Consider the following 26,518-nt stretch of genomic DNA (forward strand, 5'->3'; position numbering starts at 1 on the left):
GCCTAAGTTTTGCAACGAGTGAATTAGGTTGCTTCCATTCTCTGTTTCCTTTCTTGGAACTGACAAACAGGGTGCATTTGAAGTCTTCTCCTCTAGGGCGTAAAAGTTATTTTACTCCCCAAAAACAAAATAGTCTTGATAACCTTGAAGTCCTATGCCAACTTTTCAAGCCCACACTTGATTGAACATTAAAACGGTACTATTCATTACCAGTTATTTTGTAGCGTTCAGATTGCTCCTCTTCATTCACTAACCAATTCTAAAATTATTAATACGATTCGTCAAGAATTAGCGGGGCGTATTGATAGTGAATCCCTTCATTTATTCTGACTAACCACCATTGAAAACCTTATCTTGAGAATCTTCATATCTGTATGACCGATGCTGTCTATTATGAAAGTCATCTGCGTTTCCTACTGATATCAAACTCTTATGGGAAGGTTTTGTATGGCTTCATCGTCACCTGTGTAAACAGTATTGGACAACGCACATACAACGTCAATGTAATAAGTATCTACCATAAGATCTACTTTGCTTACAAATAACTGCATAAACGCAGAAATCACAGACTCGTATAATTAAACGCAGACTACTTCAGTCATTGGAAAAATTACTTGACTAGATGGTACATCTTCATTTATATTCTACAGGAGCAGACTTACATTATCCTCTGATTATCAAAGATGTTTCTCAGTCATATAGACACTTCCCCGAACAAGAGAATCATTTATTTGTAGACATGAAATGATTCATAACCTGTCTGTCAGTCTCAGCCATTCTTTTTAGCCGGCTTTCCTATTTTATGGCAAACATAGCAATATTTCATCAATAATTAGATATTGTCAAAATTTATAGCTAGTAATATATAATCTTTATTTTGTGATATTGAATTGGATGTATTTAAGAATAACATGTCAATTATACCTTTTTAAATATTAATATATTAAATTTTTACGATTTAGGCTAATATTTCGTTCATACTACAGTGTTCAAAACATAGATGTTAGATTGATGTTAGATAATTTTATTACATCAAAACCCAAAAACACTGACTATCAGACATATACAAATAAAATTGTTATAAATTGATATATATTCGGTAACCCGAAGAGGCTCCCATTCCCTTATATTTGCAAAATCAATGGAATCTTTTCTATTAGCAGTTTTTTGTTTAAACATAGTATAATATGTATTTGCAAAATGAGACTATAAATCCTTTGCATACCCCTAGTTGGGTATTTTTGTTTAATTAAATAATAAAAATAAGATGAAAAAAAAAAATTTGAGTAAGCGCTGCTTTCTTTTATTACTTACCACCACTTTCTTTTATTCTTGTGGCGATAGCGAAGAAATAGGTAAAGAGATGGAAAAAAATAAGAATGGAAGTTTTTCTTCAGAGATTAATACATATATCACACAGCTTCCTTCTGTCCAGCAGATACCTCCTTTTGCTGAAAGAAAAGCTGAAAACAACAAACCGGTTTCCAATACATTTTCCTTAGCAGCTTTGGAATCAAGGGCATCTGCTAATAAAGAATTCTATGAACAAGCTAAAGAGTTTGAAGAACAATTACTTTTCTCTGATGATAAAAGTATTTTTTATCCTGGTGCATTACTACAAGCTAAAAGTGTTATAGAAGGAAACTATACTGCAATTATTACTGAACGACAACCAATTGTTATTTCTACAGATTTGCAAGGAAAAGGAGATCCAACAATTACTATTCAGAGTCCGTCACTCTCTAATGTGAGGAAAGGAATAAATGAATTACTCGAACGTGATTTCAATTCTCCCGCAGCCAATATTACTTATTCTATTGAAGAAGTATATGATAAAAATCATTTAAAAATAGCAATGGGAGGTAATTATAAAGGAGTAGCCAATACAGTAGAAGCTAGTGCCGGTTTTAGTTTTGATAAAGAAAGAAATCGTTTTTTGGTAAAAGTACAACAAATTTTTTATGAGCTAAGTATCGATGAGCCCAAAATGCCCTCAAGTTTTTTTGCCAAAGAATTTGATTATAAGAAAGAACTTGGCAAAGACAAGCCATTATATGTTTCTTCTGTGAAATATGGTCGAGTTTTACTTTTAGGTATAGAGACTACAATGACAAAGCGAGAAGCGGAAACAAAATTACAAGCTTCTATTCTTAGTGGAAAAATAGGAGTAAATGCAGAAGCTGCTTATAATGATCTGTTGAAAGAATCTACAATAAAAGGCAGGGTACTCGGAGGGAATGCCAAATTGGGGGCGATAGCTTCTATTAGTTTAGAAAACGTAAAGAAGTTTATTGAAGATGGAGCTAAATTTGATGTGAACAATCCAGGAGCTCCAGTAGCATACAAATTAAAAGAATTGGGCACAAACAAAACGTTTAAAACGGTAATTTACTCCAAGTATATGAAAAATGATCCATATATTGGAGAATTTTCTCAAATGAGTTTTGACTTAATTATTCCAGACGATTTAAGAACTTTATCGGGGAAAAAAGTAGAGACAGGTAAGGGATATATACAGTATGGAGATTCTAAGGAAAAGAAAAATGGATTTCAATTTTCTGTATGGGAAGAGAATGCATATGTTGCAAGGTACAATATCCCCAGCTATAAAAGCAAAGATAAATTATCTATTATTTTCACTACATATATAAACAAAGACGGTTGTATTTTTGAAATCCCCATGTTTGAATCATTGATCAGAGCAAAGGAAAAAGCATCTTCCTCTTTTAAACTTTATGATAGAATAAAGAAACCTTTGAAAATACGAGATACAACAGGAAATTTTGTTATCGATTTAGGCATAGAAAATCTGAAAATGACAAACTAACCATTACATATAATAGAAATACTCAATTAAATAGGAGGAAAACAAAAGTGGAAGGTTTACCTCCTATTTTTGAGGATTCTCTAATATAAAATAGAAGATCAGGGATTTCGTCAAAAAATTACATAGTTTCTCCTCTTTTAGGAAACCATGCAGATAATCGTTTTCATTCAATCACAATATCTAGCTTACACAATGCAACTTCTATAGATTAACTACGGTTCTTTTGAGTCTACGAATCAAGTTCTGCAAGAACTTTGAAAGTCAGCTACATTGGAATAAAATCCCAAGAAGTTGCCATCAAAGCTGGAAGCATAAAAATTGTATTAAAACCAGCCACAGAAGTACTCGAAGAAGTAGTAGTCACCGGTATGCAAAAAAAATGGACAACGACTATTTACAGGAGCATCCTGCAAACTATCCGCTGAAGGTGTCAAATTGGATGGTATGGCAGATATCAGCCGTGGTTTGGAAGGACGTGCTGCTGGTGTATCCGTTCAAAATGTGTCAGGAACATTCGGTACAGCCCCCAAGATTTGCATGCATGGGGCCACATCCATTTACGGTAGTTCCAAACCCTTGTGGGTAGTAGACGGAGTAATCATGGAAGATACCGTGGAAGTAAGTGCAGACCAACTATCCTCAGGTGATGCAGAAACCTTGATTTCATCCGCTATTGCCGGTCTGAATGCCGACGACATTGAAAGTTACCAGATTTTGAAAGACGGTTCGGCAACCTCTATCTATGGTGCACGTGCTATGGCAGGTGTGATTGTTGTTACTACAAAGAAAGGTAGAGCTGGTGTCAGCAAAATCAGTTATACCGGTGAATTTACTACCCGTTTGATACCCAGCTACAATGATTTCAACATCATGAACTCACAAGAGCAAATGGGAATATACAAAGAGATGTAGGAAAAAGGATGGCTTAATTTTTCGGAAACATCACGTAACGCAGAAAGTGGTGTATACGGTAAAATGTATCAGTTACTTAACACATACGCCCCAACTATCGGAAAATATTTGCTTGATAATACCGAAAAAGCTATCAATCAATATTGCAATCTGCAGAAATGAGAAACACTGACTGGTTCTCCGAATTGTTCTCCAATTCACTCAGCCAGAATCACTCTGTCAGCATCAGCACGGGAACAGACAAATCATCGTTCTATGCCTCATTAAGCGCCATGCACGACCCGGGATGGTACAAACAGAGCTCGGTAAACCGCTATACAGCCAATCTGAACACCACGTACAACATCCTCAAGAATCTAAGTATCAATTTGTTTTCCAATTCTTCTTACCGTAAACAAAAAGTTCCGGGAACCCTAGGACAAGATGTAGATGTAGTCAGCGGACAAGTAAAACACGATTTTGATATCACCCCATACGCATATGCACTAAATACCTCGCGTACATTTGATGTAAACGAGTATTATACAAGCAACTACTCACCATTCAACATCCTCCACGAACTGGAAAACAACTATATGGACCTGAATATTGCAGACGTAAAGTTTCAGGGAGAACTGAAATGGAAAATTATCCAAGGTTTGGAATTGAGCGATTGGGAGCTGTGAAATACCAAAGTACATCGCAAGAACATAACATCAAAGATGAATCGAACCAGGCAGAAGCTTACCGCGCAGGGCTTAATGACAAAACAATCATGGACCGGAACCCATTCCTCTATACCGACCCCGACAATCCGTATGCTCTACCTATCTCTATCTTGCCAGAAGGCGGTATTTATCAACGCCGTGATTATAAAATGCTAGGGTATGATTTCAGAGCTACGCTCAGTTGGAATAAAGTATTCAAAGAAGACCACATTACCAACTTCTTTGCCGGTACGGAGATCAACTCCACCGACCGTAACAGAAGCTACTCACAAGGATGGGGTATGCAATATGGTATGGGCGAGATTCCTTACTATGTATACCAATACTTTAAGAAAGGAATCGAGAACGGCAACAGTTACTTTTCACTGAACCGGACAAGAAACCGTAGTGCAGCATTCTTTGCCAACGCCACTTATTCTTACAAAGGAAAGTACACCCTGAACGGAACCGCACGTTACGAAGGAACCAATCGAATGGGTAGAAGCCGCTCCGCCCGTTAGTTGCCCACATGGAACGTGTCCGGTGCATGGAACGCACACGAAGAGGCCTTTTTCGAATCATTACAACCCGCTCTCTCCCACTTCACGCTGAAAGCATCCTACTCGCTGACAGCCGACCGATGACCTGCCGATGTGGCTAATTCGCAAGCCATCATCACAAGCTATTCTCCTTACCGTCCGTTTACGGATATTCAGGAAGCGGGACTGTATATCAAAGAACTCGAGAACAGTGAACTGACCTATGAGAAGAAACACAAATTGAATATCGGTGCCGATATGGGATTTTTGGACAACCGCATCAACTTTGCAGTCGACTGGTATACACGTAACAACTACGATCTCATCAGTATTGTAAACACACAGGGAGTAGGCGGTCAAATTCTAAAATATGCCAATATTGCTTCCATGCAATCACAAGATATAGAGTTTACACTTTCTACCAAAAATATCCGTAAGCTCCCAATAAAGTACCCGTATCAATTATAGAATCGCTATATACATCTAAAAAGTTTATAGTGATTCTCTGTTTATAATATGCTTTTCATTAGAGTATTGTTAGATTTCTTTGGAGTTTCTCAGTTTCCAGTAATTGGGTAGTAACTCTTCTAGGTCTTTTCCCTTATCCCTTGTGTAATATGGCAACCAAGCAATTATATCGGTAAGCCATTCTCAGGGGTTAACTTGCGATACTTTGCATGATGCCAGTAATGAACATATAACAGCTGTGTTTTCTGCTGCCTCATGATTCCCGCAAAACAAGAAGTTTTTTCTCGATAAAGCTATTGGCCGGATTGCATTTTGTCGAGTAGACCAAGGAAATTTCACCCTCAGCCTCTCTCGGAACCGTACGTGAAAGTCTCCCTTCATACGACTCTTCGCATTCAAATCATTTCTTTCGATGTGCATAGGGTACATATCCTACTTGCCAATGATAAAACAGATTGGGGGCTTTCTGAGAGATGCCGGCTAACCAATAATGAGCAGATATGACACCACGACGACGAAGTCTTTTATATTTTGTCTTTGCCCAATAGGCAATAGAGCGGTTCAGGTGGAACATTACTTTCCAAAATTCTGTTTTACCAAATTTGCCATAATAGTTTATCCATCCTCTTACGACATCATTGATATATGATGCCACAAATCGTAGGCTTCGATTATGGAGACATTTGAGATTCCAGGATTTTATTGTTTCATGTATGCTACTTACCGATTTCTTGCTTATAGCAGGCAAATAACTTGTGAATAAGACATTGTTGCGTTTATCTTTTGTCGCTCTTGGTCTGAAAGTAAAGCCTAAGTAATCAAAAGAAGTACAATGATAGTGCTCTGATGAACGACTGCTCATTTTTAATGCTGATTCTCCTCTCATGAGTAATCCAAGCATGACAAAAGCAACCACCACTAGGTCTGCCGCACGCTTTGCTACTCGTTCGATTGTAACACCTAACGATCGGCAACGCACTGCCATTTTTACAGATGGTAAACAACTTGAAATCAAAAATAACAAAGGACAGAAAGCTAACTATGACGAAGTTCTCCACAACATGGTTCCAGCCTTTCTGAAAAAGGCCATAAGTATCACTTTCAAACAGGCCTTCCTTGAATGTAACACATTCGGTGATGGCCTGTGCCTCATATCCACCCCATACTTTCCATTAGCTAGGGATATTCCGTAAATGTTCCTCTTTCTTATAAATGAAGAGAAAAGTTTTACTTTACGCGAGCTTTTCTCTTCATTTTTTCGGGCAAATCCTCAATCTTCTATCTTTTTATAGAATATTATTTACATATTCTTATTTTTTTCTTCCCAACTATATATTATGTACATGTCTTTTTCAGGGGAAATTAAAACCTCTCCTGTTTTCCTCTTATTTTAGTCCGATTATGCTACCGTTCTTTTTTTCTTTTCGACCTTTTCTATCATACATACCGCATTAGCTATATGTATTCCAAAAAAATCCAAAGCATTTCCGTTTTCCTGTTTCTGGTTTTAATTCTGGCCAGTGAGTAACGTTGTTTCTGTGTTCCAAAGCTTCCTTCCAGACGGGTAGCTCTTTCACGACTGAGTTCCGAGCGTAAGATCTTACGAAACGGATCATCTTTGGCAGCTCTGCCCTTACGCTTAAAGGAAGTACTTATATGATATTTAGTACAAAATTTCCAGTTGGCATTATTAGCATAGATTGAATCCGCTGCAAGCGCCTTAACTCTAACCTTGGTCAGTTGTTGTTGCAGATGAATACAGTCTTTCAAACGTACTCCTTCGTTAAAAGCCTTAAAAGAGATATGCTCTATGAAAGAGATTCCATCTATCTGTATATTGTTGATTTTGGCTCCGAATTCAACGGATTTGGTATCCTTGCCTCTGATAATGGGGCGAAGGTAATGCCGGTCAATACTCACAATACGGTTGGACACTTTTTTGCCTGCAAATAAATTCTTCCCTTGCTCAAGGACCGTCTGTATGACCGAGAAACGTCTTTGGTAATCAGAGGATAGTGTAAGCATGTTCCTGTAGGATGAATGAAGCTGATCCGTCTGGTCAAGTAATTTTTCCAATAACTGAAGTAGTCTGCGTTTAATCATACGAGTCTGTGATTTCCTGCGTTTATGTAGTTTACTGTAAGTAAGGTAGGCACGGCTTACATCAAGATACTTGTTACGGGGGCGTTGTATGTGCAATGTTCGGCAATGTTTGCACAGATGACGATGAAGCCATATAATACCTTCCCATAAAAGTTTGACATCACTAGAAAAGCGCAGATGACTTTCATAACAGTTGGCCTCGGTCATACAGACATGAAGATTCTCAAGATAAGGTCTCCAATGCTCGGCCAGAATAAGCTGGAGAGACTCAATATCAAGACGATCCGCCAGTTCCTGACGAATTGCACTAACGATTTTAGGATTGGCTAGCGGATGAAGAGGATTTATAATACTTGAATGGATTGATCGAAAAACAGAGGTGATGTGTTAGCATTGGATGACGGTATTAAAGTATGGATTGAGTGTCTGCTGTGATATACCGAACATTAGCCGATTGTATACATCCCATATACTGTAAAAGTCTTTGGATATCCTTTTTTCGTATGATATGAGAATCTAATAGCGAATTTGTAGGAATAAATAATTCAAAGCCAGATATCGGTTAGGTTTTATGATTCTGTGCGACCTCGGAGCATGAACTGGATAATGGTTTGGCAGCGAAATATGTTGTTAAACCGTTCGGTTTTCGTTTAACGAAAACACAACTTGCTGTCCCCTAATGGGGACAACGTTTTTTAGTAGAACTGTAGATTGCTCCGCCTAATGCCTTCCTCCCGCCGCTGCCATCTCCCGATTCCAACCCGTTTCTTCGGGAAAGTTGGCTGTTTTTATCGGTATTCCGGATGCAAAAGGGGCTGTAGTTTCCTATAATAGTAGAGCCTTCTACAGCTATCAGTTCATTTGGCAGGCTTTTCTTTTATGATAATTGAATAATCGGAGAACTGGATATTCAGATAATCGGATAACTGGGAACTATTATATTTCTACCCTCATGGAACGTTATATGATGATAATTGAATAATTGGCGTTTGGGATATTGTTGTATTTCGATACTAAGATAATAATGCACCATTATAAAAGGCTACATTTATAAGAAGATAACATTATAAACAGCTACCACTATACATTTCCCGTCAAAATGTAGATTGCTGCAATGTTATAACCGGATACACTTAATAAGGATATTTAGCCTTAGTCAAACTAAGCTAATACACTGATAATAAGCAGTGTAAGATTATGATATGTGAGACTATTTCGCTACCTTAGTGGTATAATAATAAAGGATAAAAAGCTATGAACGAGCAAGTTAGAAATATCTTAGAACAGAGTACCACCAAGACGAGCAAGATCGAGCAGTTGCTCCGTCTGGGCTTGACACGCAGGGAGATTGCCGATTTGGTGACACGCGGCAACTATGGTTTTGTATATAACGTTGAGAAGAAAATGCTTGAAAGAGAAGGCGGAACCTTGCGGAACAGGGCTGCATCCGTCCTGTAGGATTACACCTTCACCCACAAGTTCGGCATTGAGATTGAAGCCTATAATTGTAATATGGAAAGATTGGCACGCGAATTGAAGGAGGTCGGTATCCAGGTTGCCGTTGAGGGTTACAACCATACGACCAGAGAACACTGGAAGCTGGTAACGGACAGCAGCCTGCAGGGAAATAATACTTTCGAACTGGTCAGCCCGATACTGGTGGGTGAGAATGGTCTGAAAGAACTGGAGACAGTGTGCTGGGTGCTTGACATCTGTAATGCGAAAGTGAATGACAGTTGCGGATTCCATGTCCATATGGATGCCGCAGGCTTCGATCTGGATACATGGAAGAACCTTGCTATGACCTACAAGTATCTCGAACACCTGATTGATGCCTTTATGCCAGGATCACGCCGGAGCAATACCTACTGTAAGAGCCTTTCCGGTGTTTCCGACGAGAGAATTAAGTCAGTCGGAACGGTAGACGACCTGCGGGCGGTCTTTAACAATGACCGGTACCATAAGGTCAATTTTGAGGCTTATTCCAGACATCGGACCGTTGAGTTCCGCCAGCATTCCGGTACGACCAATTTCACAAAGATGGAGAATTGGATCAGATTTTTGAACGGATTAGTTATCTTTGCGAAAAGCTCCAGCCTTCCAAGCAGGATGACATTGGAGGGATTGCCTTTCCTGAACGGGAAACAGAAATTATTTTTTAAACTTAGAACTAAAAAGTTAGCGGTATGATACAGACTTATCATTTGCTGGACGGCGGTCAGATAACCGCCTCCAGCCCGGAAGAGTTCGTCCGGCTGCTCCGTGAGGGGAGCCGGTTCGACTATGATTGCACGGATCAGGAGTATATGAAGAATTTTGCCCGACGTTACGGGGAACTGCATGGTGTGGCTGTCGCTACTGACACCCCTGCACATTTCCTGACAGACTTACAGGCTGCCGGTTACGTTCTGAAGTAACCGGTATCGCTCCTTTATTATTAGTCCCTGCCTCAAACACGAAGCAGGGATTTTTTTTCTTTCATTGCAACCTTTCCTGTCTGCCTCCCGGTACTTCCCCCTGTCAATTCCTGACTATCCGTGACTATCCGTGACAAGGTATTTCATCTCTTCCCGCCATTCCTTTCTTTTGCAATGTAGAACGATATACAGTTATAAGCATTACAGTTTTACAGCATTCTATTTTTATCTGATTATAAAAAAGCGTATGAAAAAAGAACCGTTATTAATTGCCTTTGCCAGCCAGAAAGGAGGAGTCGGAAAGTCTGCCTTCACTGTTCTGGCGGCCAGTATCCTTCACTACCGGAAAGGCCTGAGGGTGGGTGTCGTGGATTGCGACTCCCCCCAACACAGCATCTCCCGGATGCGTGACCGGGACATAGAAAGCGTACAGGAAAGCGATTTTCTCAAAGTGTCCCTTTACCGGCAGCATGAACAAATCCGGAAACGCTCCTATCCGGTAATCAAAAGCAATCCGGAGAAAGCGATAGAAGACCTGCATCGCTACATCGAAGAGCAGGATGCCGTCTTTGATGTCGTACTGTTCGATCTTCCGGGAACCCTCCGCAGCGAAGGGGTTGTCCATACTATTTCAGCGATAGATTACATCTTCATCCCTTTAAAGGCGGACAATGTCGTCATGCAGAGTTCCCTCCAGTTTGCCGAGGTGGTGGAGGAAGAACTGATCGCCAGGCACAACTGTAACCTGAAAGGTATTTATCTTTTCTGGAATATGATAGACAAACGTGAACGGCAGGAGACTTACGAGTCCTGGAACCGTGTCATACAAAAAGCGGATTTGCACCTGCTGGAGTCACGAATTCCGGATACCAAACGCTACAACAAGGAGTTGAGCCCTCTGAAGAACAGTATCTTCCGTTCCACGCTGTTCCCTCCCGACAACCGCCAGATAAAAGGTTCGGGCCTCTGTGAACTGGTAGACGAGTTATGTGCCGTGACGCATCTGGGTGATTGTCATTCCTTATAACAAGAGGAACCATGGATAGCGGAAAGAAGAAGTTTGATCCCCGGAGTATCGATGAGAAGGCTATATTGGATATTGTAGCCCGGAAAGGGACGATACGGCCGGAATCCCCTGCAACGGCTGCGTCTCGGAAACCGGAGGATACGGAAGAGGAGATTGCCGGGAGCAGTGAAGCTCCGGTCTTTACCACCGGGGAGATCAATGCTTACAGGGCGTCCTTCCTGAATACGACCAGATCCAAATCCCGTAAATCATTACATATTGATGCCGGGCTGCACCGCCGTATCTCTTCCCTGGTATGGGCGGTCGGGCGTGGGGAAGTGACCGTAGCTGGTTTTGTGAACCAGGTGCTGGCGCATCATTTCGAAGAGAACGGCAAATTGATAAACGCCGTGCTGGAAAAATATTACCAATCGCTAAAATCATAAGGACATGGAATACCTTTTTATTATCCTGTTCCTTTATGCCTCTTACCTGAGTATTGAAAAGTATGTCCATACAGGCGGCATTTTCACATGGAGAGGCAGGAAAGACAGGAAGGAACGTCCGGCCGCGCCTGCCACAAATCATCCGGAAATCCCCATGTCCGGGGTGGAGATCATAGGCAAAAGCCGGTACCGGATGCGACAACCACTGACAATAGATGACAATAACGGACAGCTTGAACCGGGCATGGAAAAGAGTGGTACCTTTACTCCCGAAAAGGAAACAGGGTCGGTTCTCCGGGCGCACGAGCCCCTTGACAAGCATACGAAATTCCCGGAAGATCCGATTCCTTTTCAAAGGCTGAATTATCCTGAAACCGACTATATGCAAGAGGCTTCCCCTTCTTCCGGTGAAGAAAAAAAAGAGATACCCGAACGCTATGAGATTACGGGATACGTACAGCGGAGCAATCCCCACCGGGCAACCGGTGTCACCTTTGACGATTTGGACATTATTGAGAAAGTGATGACATCGGACAGGCCTACGGAAACGGAACAGGAACAAGCCCGGCAGACCTTCCGAAAGCTGGAAGGCACGAACATGGAAAGGGTTCTGCAAGCGAGTGTCCTGGGAAGCAGCGATAGACTGAAACGGTATATGCGCTTGTATGTGGATAAGGGCGAGCCCCATTTATTGACAGGAAAAAACAAGAACGACATTCTCCGGGAATTTGATATAACCGAGTATGTGCCTGAATAAATAGAAAAAGTAAGGAATATGAGACCATATTTTGATTCCGGTTGATCCGGGTGCTGTGAGCCTTTAAAATGAAGTGTATAATTTTTAAAACGAAAAAGCATGAGAGATTTCTTTGACTCCGGTTGATCCCGGGCATGGCGAGTTTTTGAAACGTAGTGTATAACCCTTTAAAAAAGAAGATATGACTGGCTTCTATGATTCAGGTTGATTCTTTCCCTTTACCAAAGCGGACATTCAAAACAAGTAATTAACCCCTTAAAAACGGAGGTACCTATGATTGGTTATTATGACTCAGGTTGATCCTAAAAAAGACATCGTGGTTGCAAGCAGTGACCGCAGGAAGTTTCCTGCGGTTCATTTGAAAGGAGTTTTTTATTCACATTTAATTAGTAGATTGTATATGAAAAGACATTTTAAAAAGACGGTTGCGCTTATCGCATGAATAGCTGTTTCCACCCTGAGTGCCTATGCCGAGGGGGACGGAAGTGCCGGTATCACAAAGGCCACATCCATGCTTGCCAGCTATTTCGATCCGGCCACAAAGTTGATATATGCCGCAGGAGCCATTGTAGGGCTGATAGGCGCGATAAAAGTTTATTCCAAGTTTTCTTCAGGAGACCCCGATACCGGAAAAACTGCCGGATCCTGGTTTGGAGCCTGTGTTTTCCTGATTGTCGCCGCGACCGTCCTGCGTTCATTCTTCCTGTAATATAGACGGTTATGGAATACAATATCAACAAAGGGATCGGACGCAGCGTGGAGTTTAACGGCTTGCAGGCGCAATATTTGTACTTCTTTGTAGGCGGCTTACTTGCCGTCTTCCTGTTATTCGTCGTCTTTTATATGATAGGTATTGACCGGTGGTTCTGCATCGGCTTCGGTGTCCTCTCCGCTTTCGGGCTGGTCTTCGGGGTGTTCCACCTGAACAAGAAGTACGGTCCCAATGGCTTGATGAAGCTGGCAGCAGTCAAATACCACCCGTTTTATATCATCAATCGCAAACGTATATCTTCCTTATTAAAAAAACGTATTCATGAGAAATATATTAAAAGCCGCAACGCTGGAAAGTAAGTTCCCTATCCTGTCGGTGGAAGAAGGATGCATCCTTTCCAAGGATGCGGACGTGACCATCGGCTTCAAGGTCTTCTTGCCGGAGCTGTTCACGGTCACTTCCGCAGACTATGAATCCATGCACGGCACATGAACAAAGGCAATCAAGGTACTGCCGAATTACACGATAGTGCACCGGCAGGACTGGTTCCTGAAAGAGAATTATAAGGCCGACACGCAGAAAGACGAAATGAGCTTTCTGGACCGTTCCTTTGAGCTCCATTTCAATGAACGGCCTTTCCTGAACCATTTTGCCTACCTGTTCATCACCAAGACAACCAAAGAACGGAGCCGCAAAGAGAGCAACTTCTCCATTCTCTGCCGGGGGAACATCATCCCGAAGGAAGTCCGGGACAAGGATGCGGTCAGCCGCTTTCTGGAGAGTGTCGACCAGTTCGAACGTATCCTGAATGACTCGGTCTTCATCCGTCTGGAACGGCTGACCACCGATAAGATTGTCGGCACGCCGCAGCGGGCCGGGCTGATCGAGAAATATTTCTCCCTTTCACAACAGGACACGACCACACTGAAGGATATACAGATGAGCGCGTCAAAGATGCGCATCGGGGACAATATCCTCTGTGTACACACCCTTTCCGATGTGGACGATCTACCCGGTTCTGTCCGAACGGATATCCGGTATGAGAAATACTCCACCGACCGTAGCGACTGCCGTCTGAGTTTTGCTGCTCCAGTGGGGCTTATGCTTTCCTGTGACCATATCTACAACCAATATTTGTTCATAGACGATTCGGCGGAAATCCTGCAACGCTTCGAGAAGACAGCACGCAATATGCATTCGCTTTCCAAGTACAGCCGTGCCAACCAGCTCAACAAGCAGTGGATCGACGCTTACCTGGACGAGGCGCACTCTTTCGGGCTGACAGCTATCCGTTGCCATTGTAATGTCATGTCATGGTCAGACAGCCGGGAGAAGCTCAAGGTGATAAAGAACGATACCGGTTCGGCCTTGGCACTGATGGGATGCAAGCCCCGTTACAATACCATTGACGCGCCTACCCTGTATTGGGCGGGTATTCCCGGCGGTGAAGGTGATTTCCCTGCCGAGGAGTCCTTCTATACGTTCATCGAGCAGGGAGTCTGCTTCTTTACCGGGGAGACCAACTATGCGGATTCCCTGTCGCCTTTCGGCATCAAGATGGCAGACCGGACAAACGGGAAACCGCTGCATTTGGACATCTCGGACGAGCCGATGCGCCGGGGTATCATTACGAACCGTAACAAGCTGGTCATCGGTCCTTCCGGTTCGGGCAAGTCATTTTTCATGAACCACCTTGTGAGGCAGTATTGGGAACAGAATACTCATGTATTACTGATTGATATCGGGAACAGTTACAAGGGGTTATGCGAATTGATACACCAACGCACAAACGGGGAGGACGGAATTTACTATACATATAGTGAAGAACGTCCGATAGCCTTTAATCCTTTTTTCACCGACGACAAGGTCTTTGACCTGGAGAAGAAAGAGTCCATTAAAACGCTGATTATGTCCCTTTGGAAAAGGGATACGGATGCCATTAGCCGTGCCGAGGAAGTAGCCCTTTCGATGGCGGTCAACCTGTTCATCGAAAGGATAAAAGAAGACAAGACGCTGATTCCTTCTTTCAATACTTTTTATGAGTTCGTGCAGGGGGAATTCAGACAAGTATTGGAAGAGAAACACTACCGGGAGAAGGATTTCGACCTCACCAATTTTCTTAACGTACTGGCTCCCTACTATCGTGGCGGGGAGTACGATTACCTGCTGAACTCGGACGAGCAGCTCGACCTGTTGAACAAGCGTTTTGTGGTATTTGAAATCGACCAACTGAAGGATCATAAAATCCTGTTCCCGGTCGTCACCGTCATTATCATGGAGGCTTTCATCAACAAAATGAGGCGGTTGCATGGGGTTCGAAAGATGATAGTTGTGGAAGAGGCATGAAAGGCAATTGCACGAGAGGGTATGGCGGATTACATCCGCTACCTTTATAAAACCGTCCGTAAACATTTCGGAGAAGCCATCGTCGTTACGCAGGAGTTGGATGACATCGTGTCAAGTCCTATTATCAAAGATACCATCATTAACAATGCCGATTGCAAGATTTTGTTGGACCAGCGAAAGTATATCAACAAGTTCGATTCTGTACAATCCTTGCTGGGACTGACCGACAAGGAGAAAGGACAGATTCTGTCCATCAACCAGGCCAATGATCCGGCAAGAAAATATAAGGAAGTTTGAATTGGCTTGGGCGGAGTCCGGTCTGCGGTCTACGCCACGGAGACCTCGGTTGAGGAGTACCTCACTTATACCACGGAGGAAACTGAGAAACTCGAAGTCACGCAAATGACGGAGAAGCTGGGCGGCAATATGGAGCAGGCCATCCGTATGCTGGCAAGTGAGAAGAAAAAGAAAAAATAAGGTTAAAATCAAGAAGTAATGAAAAAGAAAGTTTTAAGTCTATTGTTTGTCCTGCCGGCTTTAATTGTGCCGGCAAGCGTGCAGGCGCAGTGGGTGGTGTCCGATCCGGGCAACTTGGTCCAAGGTATCGTGAACAGTGTGAATGAGATGGTGGAAACCTCACAAACGGCGCAGAATGCCCTTTCCACATGGAAGGAAACCTCGAAAATATTCGAACAGGGACGGGAGTATTACGAGAAGCTGCGCAAGGTGAACGACCTGATCAGCGGCAGCGAGAAAGTCAAGGAGTCCGTCCTGATGCTGGGCGATATTTCCGAGATTTATGTGAACAATTTCGGCAAGATGCTGACCGACAAGAATTTCAGCCAGCGGGAATTGGACGCGATAGCCTCCGGTTATAATACGATCATGAAGAAAAGCAGCCGCAGCATTGCCGAACTGAAGAATATCATCAATCCCACCGGCATGTCCATGAACGACAAGGAGCGCATCGACCTGGTAAACCGGGTATATGGGGAAATGGCGCATTACAAGAAGCTTGCGAACTATTATACCCGAAAGAACCTGCATGTATCCTACCTGCGTGCCAAACAGAAAAATGAACAACAGCAGGTATTTGATTTGTATGGCAAAGACGAGCGTTACTGGTAATCATTCAATTAAAATAAGAACAGTATGTTGCTAATGTCTATTTCATTTGAAAACTTACACCAGATTCTCCGAAATCTGTACGATACGATGACCAAGCTCTGCCAGCCGATGATGGATATGGGAATGGCACTGGCCGCACTGGGAGCCTTGTTCTACATCGCTTACCGGGTATGGCAGTCCCTTTCCCGTGCCGAGCCGATAGATGTTTTTTCGATGCTCCGACCTTTCGTACTGGGTATCTGTATCCTCTTTTTCGATATAATGGTGCTGGGAACCCTTAACGGTATCTTCAGTCCCATTGTCCAAGGAACCGGCACTCTGCTCCGGGACCAGACTTTCGATTTGCAGAAATACCAGCAGGAGAAGGACAAGCTCCGGGCGGATATGCTGGCAAAAACCATGATGACCGGAAGCGTCTTTGCCTCAAACGAGGAGCTGGATGCCGAACTGGAGAACATGGGCTGGAGCGAGGAGGAGCATACGGCTTTGCAAACAATGTATGAGGTTTCCTATTCTTTCTCCCTACAGGGGATCACCCAGATGATCATGCGCAAACTGCTGGAGATCCTTTTCCAGTCCGCTACGCTGGTCATCGACACGATCCGCACCTTCTTTTTGATTGTATTGAGTATTCTTGGGCCGATAGCTTTTGCCTTGAGTGTATTTGACGGTCTGCAGAATACACTCGTCCAGTGACTGGCACGCTATATCAGTGTCTACCTCTGGCTGCCGGTATCAGACCTCTTCGGGGCGATGCTCGCCAAGATACAGATGCTTATCCTGCAGGAGGAGATGAACCTGATGGCTAATCCGATGAGCATCATCGATGTGGGCGGTTCCTCGGGCATCTATCTGATTTTTATGCTCATTGGTATTATTGGATATTTCTGTGTCCCGACGGTTTCAAACTGGATCGTTCAGGCCGGAGGCATGAGTGCCTATAACCGGAATGTAAACAATACGGCATCCAAAGTGACCAATGTGGCGGGTGCCGCGGCAGGTGCTTCAACGGGTAATGTCGGAGCAGTATTATTGAAAAAGTAGGAATGTAAAAAGTATAAGAATTATGGAATTCAAGAGTTTTAAGAACATCGAATCCTCGTTCAGGCAGATACGCTTGTTCACGTTGGTCTTTCTGGGAATTTGCGCTTCGCTTACGACCTATGCCATCTGAAAGTCCTACCTGTTCGCTAACCAGCAGCGGGAGAAGGTGTATGTGCTGGATCAGGGTAAGTCATTGATGCTGGCATTGTCACAGGATGCGGCATTGAACCGTCCGGTGGAAGCCCGCGAGCATGTACGCAGGATGCATGAGCTATTCTTTACGCTGGCTCCAGACAAGGCTGCCATCGAATCCAACATCAATCGTGCCATGTATCTGGCGGACAAGAGCCTTTACGGTTATTACAGGGATTGGAATGAAAAAGGATATTATAACCGGCTGATCAGCGGCAATATCAACCAGACCGTCCTGGTGGACAGCATACAGTGTGACTTCGGTAACTATCCCTACCGGATCATCACCTTTGCCCGGCAGATGGTTGTCCGCAGCAGCAATATCACCGAGCGTTCCCTCGTCACCCGTTGTTTCCTGCAGAGTGTAACCCGGTCGGATAATAATCCGCAAGGCTTTATGGCGGAGCGTTTCGAGATTCTGGAGAACAGGGACATAAGGACCGTTGAACGCTAAAAAGAACAGGATAATGAAAAGTAAAAAGATAAAAACAGAAATTGGTGAAAAGCTGAAGGGCGTTTGTGAAAGCCTGTCGGAGAAAGAACGTAAGGGAGTGCTTGTCGGCATGCTGGTTATCAGCACGATCTTGTGTGGTGTCACGGTAGCACGTGCTTTCGGACGTTTTCTTTTTCACGGCACACAAAAGGAGCTGCCGTTTGGCAAGCATATTCCGGTAGATTCACTCCACCGGACAGATAAAGACAGTATAATGTATCATTCTAAATCAATGGATAATGGAAGATAAAGAATTGGAAAAACCCGAAGCGATAGAAGAAACGGCGATACAGCCGGAAACCGGCAGAGCCTTGCAGAACGAGTCGGGGAAAGAGAAGAGGGTGCTTGCCCCGGAAGAGATTGAGAAAAGAAGGAAGTTTATTGTGATTCCGACCTTTGTACTGGTATTCCTGGGAGTCATGTACTGAATATTTGCCCCGTCCGGTAAGGAGAACGGGATGGAAGTTCCCAGCAACTTCGGGTTCAACGTGAATGTCCCGGAGCCTACCACGGCCAAGCTGTTGGATAAGAAGACCGCCGCTTACGAGAAGCAGCAGGCGGAAGTGGAGGAAGAAAGCCGGATGAAATCGTTAGAACAGCTTGCCGGGACGTTGCTGGATGGTGGAAAAATACCCCCCGATGCGAACGAAAAAGACGGAGACAGGCTGCAACAGTCAGTCAAGACCTACGAGCAAATTTCCAGCCAGCTGGATGATTTCTATGAGACTCCCGAAAAAACTGTAAAAAGTGATCTGGAGAGAAAAGTGGAGGAGTTGAATAAAAAGCTGGAAGAAGTGGAAAAAGAAAAGGACCGGACGGCTTCCCGTGAGGAACTGATGGAACGTTCCTACAAGATGGCGGCAAAGTATCTGAATCCGGATAAGGATACCATAAAAGAAGAAACAACCGGAGAAGAACTGCCGGAAGCTGTTCCGGTACAGCGGGCGGAGTACCAGACCACCTCCGGCCTTTCACAGCCGGTTACGGATTCCGCCTTTATCGCTTCGCTCGCCGTTGAAAGGAATTACGGTTTCAATACAGCCGTAGGCAGCAGTTACCGGATGGGAACGAATACCATTGCCGCCTGCATCTCGGAAAACCAGACTGTCGAACAGGGAGGCAGGGTAAGACTCAGGCTGCTCCAACCCCTGCAAGCCGGAAACATCACCGTTCCTGTCAACAGCCTGATAACGGGTGCGGCGGTAATCCAGGGGGAACGGCTGGATATCCTGATCAGCAGCATCGAATATGCGGGGAATATCATTCCCGTGCAGCTAGCGGCCTATGATGTGGATGGGCAGAAGGGAATCTTTGTTCCCGGCTCCGATACCCGCAGTGCGGCAAAGGATGCGGCGGGGACGGTCAGCGAGAGCATGGGAAACAGCGTATCGTTTGCACGTTCCGCCGGGCAGCAGGTGGTGATGGACCTGACGCGCGGAGTCATGCAGGGCGGCACAAGGTTGATCGCCGGACGGGTTCGCGCGGTCAAGGTGACACTGAAAGTCGGATATAAGGTGCTGCTGGTCACAAAGAAACAATAACGGATTATTCACTTTAATAAAAAAGATAAGACAATGAAAATAGTTATAGCATTCTTGATGGCTGTTCTGGCCTCGGTATCCGGTTTTTCACAGGAGGAAAGACAGGTAAATCCAATCAGAATTCTGACGGCGGGCCAGCATATCACCCCTTATAAAATTGAGGTCACTTTCAGCAAGACAGTGCATATCCTTTTTCCTGCCGAAGTACGCTATGTAGACCTAGGCAGTAACAATATCATTGCGGGCAAAGCCGACGGGGTGGAGAATGTGGTACGTGTAAAAGCGGCGGTAAAAGAGTTCCCGGGTGAGACAAACTTCTCGGTTATTACAGGCGACGGTTCCTTTTTTTCTTTCAATGTGGTTTATAAAGAGGAGCCTTCAACGCTGAATATCAATATGGACCAATGGATGAACCCGGACGAAGGGGAAAAGAAAGGAGGCAGTTCCATCCGTGTCACGGAGCTGGGTGAAGAAGATCCGACGGTCATCGCCAGCGTGATGTACACCATCCACCGGCTGGACCACAGGGACGTGAAGCATATCGGCTGCCGCCAGTTCGGGATGCAGGTTCTTCTGAAAGGTATTTATGTGCATAAGGACCTGCTCTTCTTCCACGTTTCCCTGACGAATAATTCCCACGTGCCTTTCGATGTGGATTTCGTGCGGTTTAAAATAGTAGATAAGAAGATAGCCAAACGGACGGCGCAGCAGGAAACCTATATCGAACCGGTACGCACGCTCAATGCCCTGACACGCATCGAGGGAAAAGGTACGGGACGTATCGTGTATGCTTTCCCGAAGATAATTATTCCTGATGACAAGTTATTGGAAGTGGAAATCTACGAGAAAGCAGGAGGCCGCCACCAGCGGTTCTATATTGAGAATAGTGATCTGGTGGATGCGCGTGTCATGAATGAATTAATCAAGGAGTAATCATGAAAAGGGTTTTATTTATTATGTTATGTATTTGTCTGCCCTTTGCGGCGGACAAATCCTTTGCCCAACGCTATTTGCCGGGACAACAGGGCATCCAGCTTACGCTTGGCGGTGTAGACAACTTCGGTTCCAATGTAAAGCATTTAGGCGGTAACTTTCAGGTGGACCTGGCTTTGAGCCAGTATAACCGAAACCATTCCCGGTGGCTGTTTGGGGTGGATTATGTGAAGAAACACTATTCCTATAAGGAGATTGCAATACCCAAAGCTCAGTTTACCGGGGAAGCGGGTTATTTCGTGCCGTTCTTCTCGGACCGTGGCAAGAACGTGTTCTTCTCTGCCGGTCTTTCCACTCTGGCCGGTTATGAGACAACCAACTGGAACGGGAAGCTGCTCTATGACGGGGCAACACTTAAGAATGACGGATGCTTTATCTACGGTTTTGCTCCAGCTTTCGAGATGGAGGCGTTCTTTTCGGACAGGTTGGTTTTTCTTTTCAGTGTCCGCCAAAGGATATTCTTCGGTTCGTCCGTTGGACATTTCCACACGGTGGTCGCCGCCGGATTCAAGTACATTTTTAATTAGGGATAGCATGGAAAAAAATAATTGGAATATAGACCAGATGCTGCACTGGCTGGACATAAAAATAGAACGGGAAAACCGGGACATAGCCAAGCTAGAGAAACAGATGGACGGGGATTTTTTGTACCATTTCGAGTGGAATGCGGAGAGCCTGTACAAATCCCACTTTGTGTCAGACTGTTATAAGAAACTCCGCCAAGCGCTGGACGGGGTAAAAGATACCGACGAAATCTGGAATATCCTCAAAGAGAATGCCGCCTGCTGTGAGAAGAAACTGCTGGACGGCCAATTGGATTGCCGAAGTTCCAGCCGGGGGGCGAACATGGCCCATTCCATGAGACTGGAATGCATGCAGCAGCTGATAAAGGATTACCGGAAATTTGCAAATATTCTTTCAGTAACGCCTCCTAAAGAGAATCAGCAGCAGGCACATAAAACCGGAAAGAAAGAAGGACCGCCTGAAAAGAAGACAAAACGGGGCATCAGGCGTTAGCCATGCCGCCGAATTCAAGTAAATTATCAATTTAGTAATACGTAAAGTCATGAAGATAAAATTAATTGCAAGTAGTATCATGCTCACATTACTTTGCCTGCTGGGTAGCTGTGACGATAAACTGGAAGTGCAGCAGGCTTATGATTTCTCCCTTACCTCGTGGTATCTTCAGAAAACCATCTCCCCGGATGAAACCGTGGAGATTCGTCTGACACTCAATCGTAGTGGAAACTATGAGGAAGCCCGCTATCAAATCGGTTATATACAGATGGAGGGTAGCGGTGAGGTATACGACAAAAAGAATGTCCGGCTGATGAACCGAGAGATGCAACCGTTGGATTCGATTGCGGAATTGGACGGCAGCGATCCTTGCCGGCAGGTATTCACACTCTTCTATCGTAACCGGAGCAGCAAGAATGCGGAGATTAAGTTTGTGGTGACGGATAATTTCCACCAGAAAAGAGAACTGGATGTGTCTTTTCAGAGCGAAACGGACACAAAACAATAAACGGGGCAACGATGGATAAAAGTGATTTAAGGATCGAACAGTTACAGCAATATCTTGACAAGAAAAAAGGTGTTGTGGAAAGCAATATAAAAGAGTATAGCGCACAACTGAAAAGCAACTATCTTTACTTCTTTGGTTGGCATGCCGATGACTTGTATAAGGCCTATTATATGGATAAAAATTATAAGGCTATTCAGGAGTCGATTGATGCCGCTGAAACGCCGAAGGACATTGAAGGGATTTTGAAGCGTTGTACCCTGTATATAGAAGATGATCTCCTGCACGGTCCGCTTGTTGCAAGGAGTACCAGTCCGATGTCAAATATGGCCCATTCTCTGGAGATGGAATGCAAACAGGAATTACTCAAGGACCTCCGGAAATTAAATAGAATTCTTCAGAGTGAGACTGTCAGTGAAAGAATGAGGCCGCAAGAAGCACCGCGACAAGAGATTGTGCCTGTGAAAGAAAAAAAGAGAACGGGACCACGGTTGAGATAATATCAATTAAAAGCAATAAAAAAGCTACTGAAACAAAATTCAGTAGCTTTTTATTTATCACAGTCTTACAATTCCGGTTATACCAGATAAGACTCTAAAAGATAATGTATGAATAACCGGCCCTTTTCCGTCCAAACGGTCAACATAGCCGTTCCGGTTTCTCCTGTACGGCTTTCCCATACATGGGTTCGGGTTGCCGTATAGCCTTGATTCTGGTAAGGAGCTTTGAGTAGCCACTGACCGGATTGGCGGAACTGGATGCCTGCCCATCGGAGCCGCTTGTTCAGCATACCGGCAGTCATTCCCAATTCTTTGGCTATCTGTGTGGTTGTGTAGGTGCTTTGGGATTGCAGGACTTTGTCGTAATAAGTGACTTTAGGGGCCTGTAGCTTCAGTTTCAGGAAGACAAGGTTGTTTTCCTTTTCCAACGCGGAAATAAGGCTGTCGCGCTCTTTTAGGCGCTTCTGTGCGAGCAATACGGCACGGGCAAGCAGTTCATTGTCCGTTTCGCCCTTCTTCCCCAGAAGATAGCCTCCGTTCTTTAGCGTTTCTGGCACAAGTTCATCGAATATCCAGCTTTCGAATTTCTCGGCGGAAGGCAGCTTGCTGCCGGCAATCAGCCGGTATATGTTCCCTTCGCTGATGTACTTGATTTTCTGGACGGCACTGCGTGTGGGGGTGTCGTAAACCACGACGCCCATTGGTTTACAGTGCCTTGCGACGGCATCCCGTGGATTGGAATAGCCAAGCGCGGAGGCAACGTCCGAGGCGCAGAACCATATTTTCCCGTCAATTTCCAGTGTCCGGACGCGTCCGAACTCAGGATGTTCAAATATTGATACTTTATTCATGACTGTTTAATTTATAGGTTTCTTCTATTGCTTTGAATATCTCGTAGACTACCTGGGGGACAATGGCGTTTCCGTATCCTTTGATGGATTTATCTCTTCACTGAGAAAAGGAGACACCGTCCAACTTGGCGGAAACCCCATCATCTCGGCTACAAACAGGGGGTTGAGTTGGAAACTCTTTCCAGTCCGGGCGAAGAAATCGGGAAGGCTGTTCTTTTCCGGTATCCGGCCTCTCTTCTCCAGACTCTCCAGGCTTGCCGCACCCTTCCAATCCCTCGCCGTTGGCGTGGGCAGAAGTTCGGCCATCCTTCCAAGCCCTACACTCCAGACATGCCCTTTCTGATTGATCTTCCGTATCTTCCCTTTCGATGTCACAATAATCCTGTCGTTTTTCCCCATTACAGCCCCCACGCCGGCATCGCTGGCCACCGGAGTGGGCAGCAGCATCCCGTAAAAGTCCAGAAAGTCGCTCAGGCCGTTGGGCTTCTTCTCCCCGTTGAGCTGGCTGTGCAGGGATGGCGCATGAGCCTGCTTCCATTTGTGGACTCTCTCCGGATGGTGTATTTCCGTGGCCAGCGGAGTAGGAAGAAGCATCGCACGGATGATCTCCGGCAGTCCCTGCTGGCTGCTGTTCGGTCCCCTCAGCTTGTAATCTTGGGCTGTCACGGTGGGCAATAAACCAAATCCGGTCCCTCCTGTGGGGCGCACCGACGGCGCAAGCCGGTATAAGTACCGGCTGGACGGAATATCCTTCACGTTCAAGATCACGGCAAATGGTTTCAACGACATATTCCTGTTGTCTTTTATATACAGGGTTACTCTCTCCGAACAGAGTGGGTTGACTTCCCACCTCAGTCTCCTGGCCGGACTGTACCATCGTGAGGATGCCAGCAACGTTCTCACCAATGACCCAATCGGGCCTGATTTCATGTATGGCCCGGAGCATGTGAGGCCAGAGATAGCGGTTGTCGTCCGCTCCCTTTCTTTGGCCTGCGACGGAAAAGGGTTGACAAGGAAAACCTCCTGTAAGGACATTAATTTTTCCTCTTCACTGTTTGAAGTCTGTTTTTGTGATGTCTGTATAACTTTTCGCATCTTTAAACCAGTAATTTAAAACCGTGTTACAAAAATCATCTATCTCACAATGGAAAGCGTTCTGCCATCCCATTCATTCAGCTGCCAGATCAGGGGCACCGAATCCGCTGAAAAGGGAAGCGTGTACCAAACGCTTCTCTTTTTTAGTACTTTGCTTTTCTTCTTTCATTGTTATTCATTATTTAAAGGTTCAATATTCATGGCTTTCGCATCTATCTTGCGGTAGACATTCCCCATTTCCAACATGTTCTTCAGTCGGAGCAGGTCGGTGATTTCATAGACAGTCATGCCTTTGTGCGTTGTGAAGCGGATATATCCCTTCTGCCGCTGTATCTCCACTTCTTCGGGAGTCATCTGTAAAACTTCACAGATTTCCTGCAAAGTCAAGGTCAGACTTATTTGTTTGACAGTATAGATGTAGGTCAGGATGTCCAGTATCTGGATACATTTACGGTGGGATTTGACAAGTGCCGCAAATTTGTTTCGTTCAATGACGATTACTTTACTTTGATTTTCCATATGAGTTGTTATTTATGAGTTAATAGAATCGGATATAAAATCTTTTTGTTTGCATTCTTCTCTCAGGAACTTGTGTACGTCCGAGGCCCAGAAGTAAATCTTGCCGCTGAGTTTGAAATAAGGCAGCTTGCCGGAGTTGCGCCAGCGGATCAGTGTCCGGTCGCATACTTTCAACATCAGGCGCATGTCCCGGCTGTCCAGCATCTGTTTGCCATTAAAACTGGTTACCGCTTCCAGCGCTGTTTCCAGCTTGCTTATCAGTTTTCGTTGTTCCTCAAAGTTCTCTTTGATCATCGCTTTGAGCTTTTCAATATCATTGCTGTTCTCTTCCATACGGATATTCCTTTGTTTGAGTGAGTTGCTTATCTTCGGCTGCAAAGTTTAAAAAAATGGGCATGAAAAAATAGGGCTGACGGTAACCGTCAGCCCCACATTTTCTTTCTAACTCACTTAATATCAATGTGGATTTTAGAAGACTTTTTTCTTCATTGGTATAAAAGGGAAAAGACTCGGAATTTTCCTTTTTAAAAAAAGGAAAAATGATAGAGAATATTAGACAAAAAAGGGTTGACAATTTATAACCAACCCTTCTCTAAATATGTTCTGATTAACTTGTAAGCATCAAAAACATTGCTTACCTTTGTGTCAAAGAGATATTTGAAATTATGCAGAGCAATGCAATGTGTAGCTGGACTTCCACTACTATATCGTAATCTGCATCTTTATAAAAGTACTTTTAATCGCTGATTTATAAAAGATTAAAACGAACTACACTTTTTTAATTTTATAAAATCTGACTATTTCTTCATTACCTCATAAAAGAAATCTGCCATTTCACTATAAGTATGTTCACGTCCTTCCTTTAATTTAGATAATATAGATTTTTCTGAATTTTCAATTGCTTTATCAAGATCCCCTCCATTAGCAAGCAAGAAATTATGTAATCCTCTGCATTTTCTGCTCAAAAAATCCTCGGTCTTTTCATAATTACAAATTCGCTCCAATTCCTTTGCTAGTTCATTTGAGTTATTAAATTGTTGTGTCGTATATTTGAAATGATATAAGAACCATATTTCCAAACAGCGCTCGTTCTCAAAAAAACGTATTAGACTTTCCGTACCTTGCCGTTTCTTAATGACCGTTTTTTGATGATATCTTGTTTTCAGCCTCAAATAATTCTCTCGATTACGCCCTTCCTTTATATTATCCATATCAATTAAACAGAAAATCATGTTATATCCGTCATCAATGCATTGCTCTATCCGACGTTCTAATTCAGCCATGCTGGTGGCATGATTTGGAACTACAGGTTTCACTTGTGCATGAATAACACCTTCTAATGACTTCAAATAATACTTTTCAGTCGGTCCTTCACCGATAACAGCTATTGTAGTTCTTGTTTTCCGCGTTTTCATATCACT

General features: G+C 44.1%; 23 protein-coding genes and 7 pseudogenes. 22 read left to right on the forward strand and 8 right to left on the reverse strand.

All coding sequences use genetic code 11. The annotated features are described in order from the left end of the window. The first annotated feature begins 1,267 nt into the window (after window positions 1–1,267). Window positions 1,268–2,827 carry a thiol-activated cytolysin family protein gene (locus ACGHVY_RS20085; RefSeq protein ID WP_390601110.1) on the forward strand — a complete coding sequence of 520 codons (1,560 nt, stop codon included), beginning with the start codon at window positions 1,268–1,270 and terminating at the stop codon, window positions 2,825–2,827. Window positions 2,828–3,102: 275 nt separating this feature from the next. After that, a pseudogene (locus tag ACGHVY_RS20090) lies at window positions 3,103–5,399 on the forward strand (SusC/RagA family TonB-linked outer membrane protein); the annotation flags it as partial. A 102-nt stretch (window positions 5,400–5,501) separates the two neighbouring features. On the opposite strand, the pseudogene ACGHVY_RS20095 reads toward ACGHVY_RS20090, so the two are convergent. Together ACGHVY_RS20095 and ACGHVY_RS20100 are read right to left on the reverse strand one after the other, a co-directional pair. Next, window positions 5,502–5,747: pseudogene (locus tag ACGHVY_RS20095) on the reverse strand (transposase domain-containing protein); the annotation flags it as partial. A gap of 85 nt (window positions 5,748–5,832) precedes the next feature. After that, window positions 5,833–6,417: a group II intron maturase-specific domain-containing protein gene (locus ACGHVY_RS20100; protein WP_390601112.1), complete on the reverse strand. Its 585-nt coding sequence runs from the start codon at window positions 6,415–6,417 to the stop codon at window positions 5,833–5,835. Here ACGHVY_RS20100 and ACGHVY_RS20105 point away from each other — a divergent pair. After that, window positions 6,332–6,625 carry a hypothetical protein gene (locus ACGHVY_RS20105; RefSeq protein ID WP_390602074.1) on the forward strand — a complete coding sequence of 98 codons (294 nt, stop codon included), beginning with the start codon at window positions 6,332–6,334 and terminating at the stop codon, window positions 6,623–6,625. The two genes, ACGHVY_RS20100 and ACGHVY_RS20105, sit on opposite strands and share 86 nt — an antisense overlap. Before the next feature lie 206 nt (window positions 6,626–6,831). Here ACGHVY_RS20105 and ACGHVY_RS20110 read toward each other — a convergent pair. After that, window positions 6,832–7,883 (reverse strand): annotated as a pseudogene (locus tag ACGHVY_RS20110) (transposase); the annotation flags it as partial. Between the two features lie 906 nt (window positions 7,884–8,789). On the opposite strand from ACGHVY_RS20110, the pseudogene ACGHVY_RS20115 reads away from it, so the two are divergent. The 19 genes and pseudogenes from ACGHVY_RS20115 to ACGHVY_RS20205 all read left to right on the forward strand — a co-directional run bounded on the left by ACGHVY_RS20115 (window position 8,790) and on the right by ACGHVY_RS20205 (window position 22,632). Next, window positions 8,790–9,725: pseudogene (locus ACGHVY_RS20115) on the forward strand (amidoligase family protein). Next, a complete protein-coding gene (locus ACGHVY_RS20120; protein WP_390601114.1) occupies window positions 9,722–9,952 on the forward strand; it encodes a hypothetical protein in 231 nt (76 codons plus the stop codon). The pseudogene ACGHVY_RS20115 and the gene ACGHVY_RS20120 overlap by 4 nt, the downstream one beginning before the upstream one ends. Window positions 9,953–10,199: 247 nt before the next feature. Beyond that, window positions 10,200–10,979, forward strand: coding sequence for a ParA family protein (locus ACGHVY_RS20125; RefSeq protein ID WP_390601116.1), 780 nt, complete (start codon window positions 10,200–10,202; stop codon window positions 10,977–10,979). Window positions 10,980–10,990: 11 nt separating this feature from the next. Next, window positions 10,991–11,404: a DUF3408 domain-containing protein gene (locus ACGHVY_RS20130; RefSeq protein ID WP_390601118.1), complete on the forward strand. Its 414-nt coding sequence runs from the start codon at window positions 10,991–10,993 to the stop codon at window positions 11,402–11,404. A 4-nt stretch (window positions 11,405–11,408) separates the two neighbouring features. After that, entirely contained in the window at window positions 11,409–12,161 is a 753-nt protein-coding gene (locus ACGHVY_RS20135; RefSeq protein ID WP_390601119.1) for a hypothetical protein, read from the forward strand. Between the two features lie 442 nt (window positions 12,162–12,603). Next, on the forward strand, window positions 12,604–12,870 hold the full coding sequence (locus ACGHVY_RS20140; protein ID WP_148365342.1) for a DUF4134 domain-containing protein: 267 nt from the start codon (window positions 12,604–12,606) through the stop codon (window positions 12,868–12,870). 11 nt (window positions 12,871–12,881) lie between these two features. Continuing rightward, the gene (locus ACGHVY_RS20145) at window positions 12,882–13,232 is read left to right on the forward strand and encodes a DUF4133 domain-containing protein (protein WP_390601122.1); all 351 of its coding nucleotides are present in this window, start codon (window positions 12,882–12,884) and stop codon (window positions 13,230–13,232) included. After that, a pseudogene (locus ACGHVY_RS20150) lies at window positions 13,195–15,696 on the forward strand (TraG family conjugative transposon ATPase). The gene ACGHVY_RS20145 and the pseudogene ACGHVY_RS20150 overlap by 38 nt, the downstream one beginning before the upstream one ends. Before the next feature lie 18 nt (window positions 15,697–15,714). Further along, window positions 15,715–16,347 (forward strand): DUF4141 domain-containing protein, encoded by a 633-nt coding sequence (locus ACGHVY_RS20155; protein ID WP_390601125.1) that lies wholly within the window; start codon window positions 15,715–15,717, stop codon window positions 16,345–16,347. 24 nt (window positions 16,348–16,371) lie between these two features. After that, window positions 16,372–17,391 (forward strand): annotated as a pseudogene (gene traJ, locus ACGHVY_RS20160) (conjugative transposon protein TraJ). A 22-nt stretch (window positions 17,392–17,413) separates the two neighbouring features. After that, window positions 17,414–18,037: pseudogene (gene traK / locus ACGHVY_RS20165) on the forward strand (conjugative transposon protein TraK). Between the two features lie 13 nt (window positions 18,038–18,050). Further along, a complete protein-coding gene (locus tag ACGHVY_RS20170; protein ID WP_390601127.1) occupies window positions 18,051–18,326 on the forward strand; it encodes a hypothetical protein in 276 nt (91 codons plus the stop codon). After that, complete coding sequence (locus ACGHVY_RS20175) at window positions 18,316–18,504, forward strand: hypothetical protein (protein WP_390601130.1); 189 nt, start codon at window positions 18,316–18,318, stop codon at window positions 18,502–18,504. The genes ACGHVY_RS20170 and ACGHVY_RS20175 overlap by 11 nt, the downstream gene beginning before the upstream one ends. Further along, on the forward strand, window positions 18,505–19,617 hold the full coding sequence (traM, locus tag ACGHVY_RS20180) for a conjugative transposon protein TraM (protein WP_390602056.1): 1,113 nt from the start codon (window positions 18,505–18,507) through the stop codon (window positions 19,615–19,617). Between the two features lie 33 nt (window positions 19,618–19,650). Next, entirely contained in the window at window positions 19,651–20,550 is a 900-nt protein-coding gene (traN, locus tag ACGHVY_RS20185; protein ID WP_390601131.1) for a conjugative transposon protein TraN, read from the forward strand. Window positions 20,551–20,552: 2 nt separating this feature from the next. Next, a complete protein-coding gene (locus ACGHVY_RS20190) occupies window positions 20,553–21,137 on the forward strand; it encodes a conjugal transfer protein TraO (RefSeq protein WP_390601133.1) in 585 nt (194 codons plus the stop codon). A 7-nt stretch (window positions 21,138–21,144) separates the two neighbouring features. Beyond that, window positions 21,145–21,627: a hypothetical protein gene (locus ACGHVY_RS20195; protein ID WP_390601135.1), complete on the forward strand. Its 483-nt coding sequence runs from the start codon at window positions 21,145–21,147 to the stop codon at window positions 21,625–21,627. Window positions 21,628–21,676: 49 nt separating this feature from the next. Beyond that, window positions 21,677–22,135: a TraQ conjugal transfer family protein gene (locus ACGHVY_RS20200; RefSeq protein ID WP_390601136.1), complete on the forward strand. Its 459-nt coding sequence runs from the start codon at window positions 21,677–21,679 to the stop codon at window positions 22,133–22,135. A gap of 11 nt (window positions 22,136–22,146) precedes the next feature. Then, window positions 22,147–22,632: a hypothetical protein gene (locus tag ACGHVY_RS20205; RefSeq protein WP_390601138.1), complete on the forward strand. Its 486-nt coding sequence runs from the start codon at window positions 22,147–22,149 to the stop codon at window positions 22,630–22,632. A gap of 77 nt (window positions 22,633–22,709) precedes the next feature. On the opposite strand, the gene ACGHVY_RS20210 is transcribed toward ACGHVY_RS20205, so the two are convergent. The 5 genes from ACGHVY_RS20210 to ACGHVY_RS20230 form a co-directional block, all read right to left on the reverse strand. Continuing rightward, on the reverse strand, window positions 22,710–23,483 hold the full coding sequence (locus ACGHVY_RS20210) for a phage antirepressor KilAC domain-containing protein (protein WP_390601140.1): 774 nt from the start codon (window positions 23,481–23,483) through the stop codon (window positions 22,710–22,712). 97 nt (window positions 23,484–23,580) lie between these two features. After that, window positions 23,581–24,522, reverse strand: coding sequence for a DNA cytosine methyltransferase (locus tag ACGHVY_RS20215; RefSeq protein ID WP_390602057.1), 942 nt, complete (start codon window positions 24,520–24,522; stop codon window positions 23,581–23,583). Window positions 24,523–24,749: 227 nt separating this feature from the next. Then, window positions 24,750–25,097 carry a hypothetical protein gene (locus tag ACGHVY_RS20220; protein WP_390601142.1) on the reverse strand — a complete coding sequence of 116 codons (348 nt, stop codon included), beginning with the start codon at window positions 25,095–25,097 and terminating at the stop codon, window positions 24,750–24,752. Window positions 25,098–25,109: 12 nt separating this feature from the next. Then, window positions 25,110–25,430 carry a helix-turn-helix domain-containing protein gene (locus ACGHVY_RS20225; protein ID WP_390601143.1) on the reverse strand — a complete coding sequence of 107 codons (321 nt, stop codon included), beginning with the start codon at window positions 25,428–25,430 and terminating at the stop codon, window positions 25,110–25,112. Window positions 25,431–25,894: 464 nt separating this feature from the next. Further along, window positions 25,895–26,512, reverse strand: a complete 618-nt coding sequence (locus ACGHVY_RS20230) for an RloB family protein (RefSeq protein ID WP_390601145.1) — start codon at window positions 26,510–26,512, stop codon at window positions 25,895–25,897. Between the last annotated feature and the right edge of the window lie 6 nt (window positions 26,513–26,518).

Origin of the sequence: Bacteroides sp. f07 (assembly GCF_042854785.1) — a bacterium.
In the GTDB taxonomy this organism is placed as follows: domain Bacteria; phylum Bacteroidota; class Bacteroidia; order Bacteroidales; family Bacteroidaceae; genus Bacteroides.